General features: G+C 58.8%; 8 protein-coding genes. All 8 read right to left on the reverse strand.

The window, feature by feature from the left end:
• On the reverse strand, window positions 1-1,146 hold a 1,146-nt coding region (locus tag WCA53_RS10555; protein WP_423908895.1), incomplete at its 3' end, for an efflux RND transporter periplasmic adaptor subunit.
• A gap of 124 nt (window positions 1,147-1,270) precedes the next feature.
• Entirely contained in the window at window positions 1,271-1,663 is a 393-nt protein-coding gene (locus WCA53_RS10560; RefSeq protein ID WP_423908870.1) for a hypothetical protein, read from the reverse strand.
• Window positions 1,664-1,879: 216 nt separating this feature from the next.
• A complete protein-coding gene (locus WCA53_RS10565; protein WP_423908873.1) occupies window positions 1,880-2,266 on the reverse strand; it encodes a response regulator transcription factor in 387 nt (128 codons plus the stop codon).
• A 178-nt stretch (window positions 2,267-2,444) separates the two neighbouring features.
• Window positions 2,445-3,068, reverse strand: a complete 624-nt coding sequence (locus WCA53_RS10570; protein ID WP_423908876.1) for a response regulator transcription factor — start codon at window positions 3,066-3,068, stop codon at window positions 2,445-2,447.
• The gene (locus WCA53_RS10575) at window positions 3,065-4,135 is read right to left on the reverse strand and encodes an ATP-binding protein (protein WP_423908879.1); all 1,071 of its coding nucleotides are present in this window, start codon (window positions 4,133-4,135) and stop codon (window positions 3,065-3,067) included. Before WCA53_RS10575 ends, WCA53_RS10570 begins: the two co-directional genes overlap by 4 nt.
• Window positions 4,136-5,543: 1,408 nt before the next feature.
• Complete coding sequence (locus tag WCA53_RS10580; protein WP_423908882.1) at window positions 5,544-5,924, reverse strand: potassium channel family protein; 381 nt, start codon at window positions 5,922-5,924, stop codon at window positions 5,544-5,546.
• Between the two features lie 147 nt (window positions 5,925-6,071).
• Window positions 6,072-7,085 carry a DUF2955 domain-containing protein gene (locus WCA53_RS10585; RefSeq protein WP_423908887.1) on the reverse strand — a complete coding sequence of 338 codons (1,014 nt, stop codon included), beginning with the start codon at window positions 7,083-7,085 and terminating at the stop codon, window positions 6,072-6,074.
• Window positions 7,086-7,093: 8 nt separating this feature from the next.
• On the reverse strand, window positions 7,094-7,681 hold a 588-nt coding region (locus WCA53_RS10590), incomplete at its 5' end, for an HlyD family secretion protein (RefSeq protein ID WP_423908891.1).

Raw genomic sequence — 7,681 nt, forward strand, 5'->3', positions numbered from 1 at the left:
GCCTGGCGGCGGGCTGGCGGCGGCTGGCTGACTGGCGGGCGCACTGGGCGCCCCGGTGATCTTGAGCGGCACGTCGGCTACGACCCGGATCGCGCCGTCAACCACGACGCGATCGCCGGGTTTGAGACCGTCGGAGATGAACCAGTTGTCGCCATGCCAGTCGCCCGTTTCGACCACACGCTGATGGGCTTTGGATTCGTTGTCGACCACCCACACGAAGTGGCTCTTCGCACCCTGTAATACGGAGCGCTGCGGCACGAGGATCGCGTTCGGGCGCACCGCCCCGGACACCAGCGCGCGCACGAACTGTCCGGGGCGCAACGTGCCCTTCGGATTGGCAAACGAAGCGCGCACGAGGAACGTGCCGGTCTGCGTGTCAAACGCCGGGTTCGCGAAGTTAATGTGACCTTGATCAGGAAACACCGAGCCGTCCGCCAGCACGACGGTCACTACGAAATCCTGGTCGGCGGGAAACTTCAGCCGGCCTTTGGCTTCCTGGTCGCGGTAACCCAGCAACTCGTTTTCAGAGATGCTGAAGTTGACCCACATCGGATCGAGCTGGTAGATGTAGGTGAGCAAACCGGTGGCGGAGGCCGTCACATAGCTGCCATCCTGCTGTCTGGCGTAACTCGAGAGCCCCGCGAGAGGTGACTTGATCGTCGTATAGCTGAGGTTGAGCTGCGCGGTCTCCACCTGCCCCTGAGCCGCGATCACGGCCGCCTCGGACTGCTTTTCATTCCCCGTCGCGTCGTCGAGATCTTTCTGGCTCAATGCGTTCTGTGCGGCGAGCGGTTTCACACGGGCAAGGTTGGCTTTGGTTACATAGAGCCTCGCCTGCTGCTGGGCAAGCTCGCCCTTCGCCGTTTGCAGCGCAGCCTCGAATGGCTTGGGATCCATCAGGAACAAGATCTGTCCGGGACGGACCACTTGGCCCTCGGTGTACACCCTCTTGTCAAGAAAGCCGTCGACCCGTGCACGTATCTCGACTTCACGTGAGCTTTGCGTCTGCGCGGTGAATTCGAAATCGACCGGCGTGTCCTGCGCCACTACCGTCATCACGGTCACTTCTGCCGCCACTGCCGGCGGCCCGGCGGGTGGCTTCTTGCACGAGGCAAGCAACGTGAGAGCGGCAACGACAAGCAGCAGCGTTCGCCCAGCGAGCGAGCGCGCTGGACGACGCAGCAAGAACGATCTAGCCAGGGAGCCGCGAGAATTCGGCCACCGTATGGTGTGGAGGACGGAGACGGCTTTCATCGCGCGAGCCACCTTATCACCGGACGGTGCAGTTGCCGAACAGCACAAATGCATTTGCGCTATTCACGATCATTAACGTCATCGAGCCGTCCCCCGAATCGACGACAAGTGTCCACCCATATCCCAACTCCATACCCTCCATGACGATCTGATTTGAGGTTTGGTTGACGGTAAGCATGGGTGACGTGCGCGCGGGTCCAACGATGACTTTCTTTGCGAAGTCGAGGGAAAGGAAGTTGGGTGCCCCGATGTCCTCCGGCAAGGACCGGATACACGTACTTCCCGCATCGCAGGTGTGCGCGTCCACGGTCGCGCAGAGCAGCGGCTTGCTGCCGTCGAAGTCGGCCGCCGACACATTGAATGCAACAACGCCGAGCAAAATCGTGAGTAAAACTGACCCGGATTTCATCACGCACGCCCCCGCATTTTCTTTGAACGCTGCCGCGCAGCGCACCACACGGCGCGCGCGTCGAAGCCACGCACGCACCTCGGGCAGTTCAGCCGCGCATCCAATGCGAGACTCCCAGTCTTCGAGTTGACGCGTTGACTGAGTTAAGTTTGGTAGCTGTGAGAAAGGGACACAATCGGACCTTAGTCTCATATCGCCCGGAAGGGCAAAAATGCCCTAAGGCTGCGACGTGCGGCCTATCGCCATCTCCACGGCCTTGATCAGAATTGCGCCGTTGAAAGGTTTGCGCAGATACGCGGCAGCGCCAGACCCAATCGCGGTTTGTCGAGCGGAAAGCTCGTCGTATGCAGTGATCACGATGACAGGCAATCCCATCGGGGCAAGCTGACGCTGGACTTCCAGGCCATTAGTTCCAGGCATCTGAATGTCCAGAATCACACAAGCAGGCCGATACGACGGAATGGCCGAGAGCGTATCCAGAAACTCATCGCCGCTGGAAAACGTTTCTGCCCCGATACCAACGGAGCGCAGCAAACGCTTGATGGCTCGGCAGACCGATTCGTCATCATCGATCACAGCAACGATTGGGTTGAGATTGACCATACAATAACGCGACCGCCCGGTCCCCGAAGAATAGTCTTTGCAGCTTCAGCCTAACGGCGGATAGCAAGATGGGATATAGGGCTTTGGTCTATCAGGCGCTTTAGTTCACTGGGCTTTCGCCCCGGTGAACCGGCCCGAATATGTCTCCCCGACGGTGTCGAGCAGACCACGGGGGCGATTAGTCGTCATCTGCCGCGTGCACGCCGCCCCTTTCGGCAAGCCGAACGAGTTCGACAATCGATCTTGCCTTCATCTTCTCCATCACTCGGGCGCGATGAATCTTGATCGTCTTTTCGGCTGCGCCCAGATCGCTGGCGACCTGTTTGTTCAGCCGCCCCGTCAACACGAGCGCCATGACTTCGCGCTCGCGGCGCGTGAGATGATTGAGCCGCTCCTCGATCTCGGCCCTTTGGCTTCTTTTCGCACACTCTATGCATGCACGCTTGAGTGCGCGATCTATCGCAGCGAGCAATAGGGACTCGCACACCGGCTTGGTTAGAAAGTCGAGTGCGCCGGCTTTCATCGCATCCACACTCGTGCTGACATCGCCATGCGCCGTCAGGAACACGATTGGAAGAAGCTCGTTGAGCTTGCGCTGCACCTCCAGACCCGTCATGCCGGGCATCTGCAAATCGAGAACGAGGCAGGCGGGCGCGCTCGTCAGATCGGCTCCATTCAGAAATGCTTCGGCACTCTCAAAGTCTTCGACGTGATAGCCCGAGGCGCGCAATAATCGGGCGAGCGCGCATCGTACGCGTTCATCGTCGTCAACGATGAAAACACGGGGGGTGGCCTGGCTCATGACGACTTCGAGCCGCTGTCCTGTCGTAAGGGGGTTGCCCGAGGCAGCGCTACGTGAAACGACGCTCCCTTGCCAGCGTTGTTCTCCGCCCATAGTCGGCCTCCGTGACCGGTGATAATCGTCCGGCTGATAGAAAGACCCAGCCCGAGCCCTTGAGGTTTGGTGGTAAAAAACGCCCTGAAGATTTTGTGCATCTTGTCCACGGTCAGGCCCACTCCCCGGTCTTTCACCGTGATGCGCACGCCTTCATCCGGTTCTTCGCGCACGGTTACCTCGACCACACGTTCCGCGGGAGCACATTCCTTGACCGCGTCGAATGCGTTCAGCAGCAGGTTAAGTACGACCTGCTGGAGTTGAACCCTGTCACCGCAAACCATCTGCAGGTCGTTCGAAATGTCGAAGCTGGTGCGAACGCCGCGAGCGATTGCGTCGCTATGCACAAGAAGACCGACGTCGCGCACGATGTCACCGACGTCCACGGGTCGCAATTCGATATCGCCTTTGCGCACCAATGTCCGGATCTTTTGGATGATCTCGTTCGCACGACAGTTATCCGTAATGATATCTCCCAGCGCATCACGAAGCTCCGCCGTGTTGGTCGTCTCCGACTCCAAGAATTTCTGTGCCGCTTGCGCATTGAACAAAATGGCGGTAAGCGGCTGCTTCAACTCGTGAGCGAGAGATCCCGCAAGCTCCCCCAAAGATGAAACGCGCGCGAGATGTTCAAGGTCCTCGCGGCTTCGATCTACTTCCACCCATGCACTGCGATCCGATATCGCCGTGATTTGCAAAATCTGATTGCTACCCATATATTTCGTTACGCTGATTTTCGTCTGTAAACCAAATCCGTCACGCCGCTGCGCAACTACCACCTGCGTCCTTGAGGCGTCGGAGGTTCTGTTTTCAACGTTATGGTCTTCAGCTGTCAAATGGTTGTCATACAAAGCATGAATCGGAAACAGCATCCCGACTGACGCGCCAGCCAGTTCTTCCCAGGTGTAACCGAACAGTTTCATCGTTTCGGCGTTCGCAAACGTGATCCGGTTCCGATGATCGATCGTGAGCATCGGAACCGGCATCAATTCAAGCACCTCCTTCAGCGGAATCCTTGCATCCAGCATCCAGCGCGTGCCGCGGCTTCCTCCCCGTAACCATGACACGCACGCAACAACGTACCCCTTCAATCGCGGCGTCGACTCCGCGATCTCACGCACATCGGACATAGTCTGCTTGTTCGACATGCCGGTATCACCACGAAGGAAGGGTAGTAGGATCTGCCTCGATATCATCAAACTGACACGGACGCGATTGAGCACCGAGCGGCCTCCGGCTCGTAGCCCGATGTACGTCGAGGGGAAGGCGTCGATGAAAACACCGCTGCCGAACGAGCCAGCTCATTGAAATTTCGACTATGCGTATCGCCAGATCCCCGCCCTGCATGATCAGATTGCTCATCAGCATCTCCAATACGCGCAGACTCAGTAGTCCTGATAAGTCGGGGTCCAATAACTGAACCATCTAGGTCGACTTCACGGAGTATAGGCCGTCTAGAATCATTTACAATAAAATTACAGCATTTCTTTCCGCTCAATAAGATCCTGTCGGCGGAAATGCTTCCATTTTTTTCTGACAACCTTCACATCCAGTTAATTAACATGACGCGCCCTGGACGGTTTGATGACAAAAATGCGAGCTTCAGATGGATTGCAAACTTTACGCGTTGACGATGCTCAACGCAACTGAGTCTTGTACAGCGGCCACGGGGTTTGACGGCTTGCACTACACCATAATTACAAATCAAACCATAAGTAGAAGTGGCAAATTGAGTGCGAGATAATTACCAGACAAACTAAGGAAGCTTCTTGGTCGTGGCAAGTCAGATGAACTGCCGCCTTGCATACGCATTATCTGCTGAAGCAGATCGCCAAACAGTTCGATATTGAGCGACGGTTTTCGGTCCGATGCCATCCTATCGCACTCTCCTCAATATATCTCGTTTCCGCGATGTAGCGCCTGCGACATCAGAATTTTTCCGTCACATACCCGAACGGATAGAGCCAGTCGATAATCCTTCGCTTTATGACTAAGTATTTTCGCGGGGCAAGCTCCCGTACGGAATCGAGCTTAGCAGGTGACTGGTAACATTGAGCCGCGCCTTCTTTTTGTCGTCCGTGCGTGCGTGCGACGAACCAGGGTGAGAACCCGGTATCGATCATCTGAAGCATCTCATCATGGGCGCGTGAATTGTCGTACCACCCGCCGACACGACTCGAGGTCCATGGGCGACAGCTTCCAGCGCTTCCGTTCGTCGTGAATCCGGGCTTTGCAAGTAACTGGCTAAACACGCTGAGCCATCCATAAATCGAGCCGACGCCTCGGTTGACCGTCTGCTCAAGCTACTAGAATCTCGGGACACGGAACCCGTTCGCAGTCCGCCGCGTCCCGTATTCACGAGTGGCTGCTGACGCGCGAAGCCTAGTCTCTAGTTGCCGTTCGTTGCGAGGCTTCCTGGACAGCGCGAACGGATGCTGCGATGACAATGCCCGTTATCAGTAGCCCCACCACGCCGAGCAGGATAGAGTCGATTCGGCCGACGGTAGTCGTGGGGACCACGTCGCCATACCCGATGGTGAGCGCCGTGATCGAGCAGAAGTACAGTGTTTGTTCAAGCGATGCTGGCGTTCGGGTCGCCGTATCCACCGGACCGCCGGCATAGTGCATGACCGCCGAAAGCACGATGAAAATCGCCAGCAGACTGGCGAGAAACACACGCAGATACCAGAGGGTCCTGGCAAACTCCATAAACACGTGGCGGGCCCTCAGCGGGGCGTCCGCAGCTTTTTCGGCATTCTCCATGGCGGGATCCTCTCGCGATCAGGAAGCGTCCAGCAACGTGTCCGGTCCTCGAAGGATATCGACTGAGGGCTGGCTCGGCATCACAGTCAGAGCATCGACTGCATTACTTTGGCATTCAAGCACCGCGTCTCGTCCGCCTCGCGCAGGCTACGGGACACGGCGGGGCTGATCGAGAAGCTGGAGCATCAGGCAGGCATAGAGCGTGACCGCAATAAAAAGCCCCATACGCACCGCAAATGCACTATAGACATCCTTTCCCGCCACGCTGTCCTGTACTGACTGGCCGAGCAGGATGATCAGGGTGACGAGACTATTGAGCCAGAAGCCGGGACGATATCGCTGTGGCCTGGCGGCATAGAGCTTGCGCCCCAGTAGCAGGCCAAACAGCAACATCCACAGGAAGAACATCCATAGATCCACGAAGAGCCTGAGTGCAAACCAGAACACGATTGCCAGCAGGCCGCCGAACAACGTCGAACCGAGGAGTTCGCGTGCCGCGCCGCGAGCCGTCGTCGTGCAGCTTTGCCTGCCAAGACTGACCGACTTCATGATGATCGGCATGTAGCTAGCGGGATCGGTCAGGGCCAGCACGAAGGCCGGCATCACCACCAGTGCCGCGCGTAGTGCGATCCGGCCGGCCTCGGCATCCGGCAGGACCTGCGCAGCAGGCTGCGCGCGACCCCTGGCGGGTTCAGGGAACAGCCAGTGGCTAACAGCCAGCACCAGCACGGCCAGCAGCAGTCCCTTCACGAGCGCACCCACGACCGTGACAGCTAGTTGATAATCTGCGGTTCCGGCTGCGGATATCATGGTCAGCCCAGCCACCAGAAAGGTCGCGACCAGATTGTTGCCGCCGCGCAGACCGTAGCGAAAGGCAAGGAAAAGACCGAGACCGATCAGCAGCACGCCCGAGACAGGGTAGTAGCGCAGCAACGGGATGAGCAGCAGGCCGCAGCCGGTGGTCAGCATCACCACCAGCGCAAGACCAATCGCGGCCTTGAACGACAGCGGCTGATTGAGCGTAGCGAGCAGGAACACGGCGAATACCGGCGCGACCACGGGAATCGGCAGGTCGAGCGCGAAACTGGCCGCAAGACACAGGGCAGTGCCGCTCGCGAGGCGCAGCGGACGCTGGCTGAGGGGTTCACGTTCTTTGAACACGGTTGCCATCAGTAGACGTAGGAAAGCCAGCTCATCACACGCAGGAACGCCCGGCCCGGGAGATTGAGCAGATTGCCCGGCCTGGGAAATGCCATGACTTCCGCCTGTCCGCCAACACGGACGCCGCGAACCGCCGGTGCCGCACCCGGGGCAAATTCGACAATCACCGGGAAGCGCTGCGCCGGCCGCAGCCAGTCCCGGCTGTTCTGGATGGTCGGCAAGCCGCCAGGCGGCGCGCTTTGGCCGGCGCTGACGCCATAGCCGATGCTGCGAACGCGTCCTTCAAATATCTCGCCCGGTAGCGCATCAAGCACGATGGCGACCGGCGTGCCGGGCTCGACATGGCCCAGGTTGTTTTCGGTCATATCCGCGCTCACCCATACATCGCGTATGGAGATCAGCGTCATCACGGGGCCGCCGGCGGCGGCGAACTGGCCGACGTCGGTGCGCAGATCGGTGATCAGGCCGCCCGAGCGCGCGCGTATCTGCGTATTGGCCAGATCCAGTTCCGCCTTTTTCACTGCGGCGGCAGCGCTGCGCAACTGCGCGTTGTCCGCTTCGCCGCCGCCTTGCTGTTCGCGCGCGCGCTCCACCTC

The organism is Caballeronia sp. (assembly GCF_049581465.1).
GTDB lineage: Bacteria > Pseudomonadota > Gammaproteobacteria > Burkholderiales > Burkholderiaceae > Caballeronia.

Coding starts and splice junctions, on each gene's coding strand:
- WCA53_RS10570 (WP_423908876.1), bottom strand. CDS start 3,068: ATGAGCCAGGCCACCCCCCGTGTTTTCATCGTTGACGACGATGAACGC.
- WCA53_RS10580 (WP_423908882.1), bottom strand. CDS start 5,924: ATGGAGAATGCCGAAAAAGCTGCGGACGCCCCGCTGAGGGCCCGCCAC.
- WCA53_RS10575 (WP_423908879.1), bottom strand. CDS start 4,135: ATGCTCACGATCGATCATCGGAACCGGATCACGTTTGCGAACGCCGAA.
- WCA53_RS10565 (WP_423908873.1), bottom strand. CDS start 2,266: ATGGTCAATCTCAACCCAATCGTTGCTGTGATCGATGATGACGAATCG.
- WCA53_RS10560 (WP_423908870.1), bottom strand. CDS start 1,663: ATGAAATCCGGGTCAGTTTTACTCACGATTTTGCTCGGCGTTGTTGCA.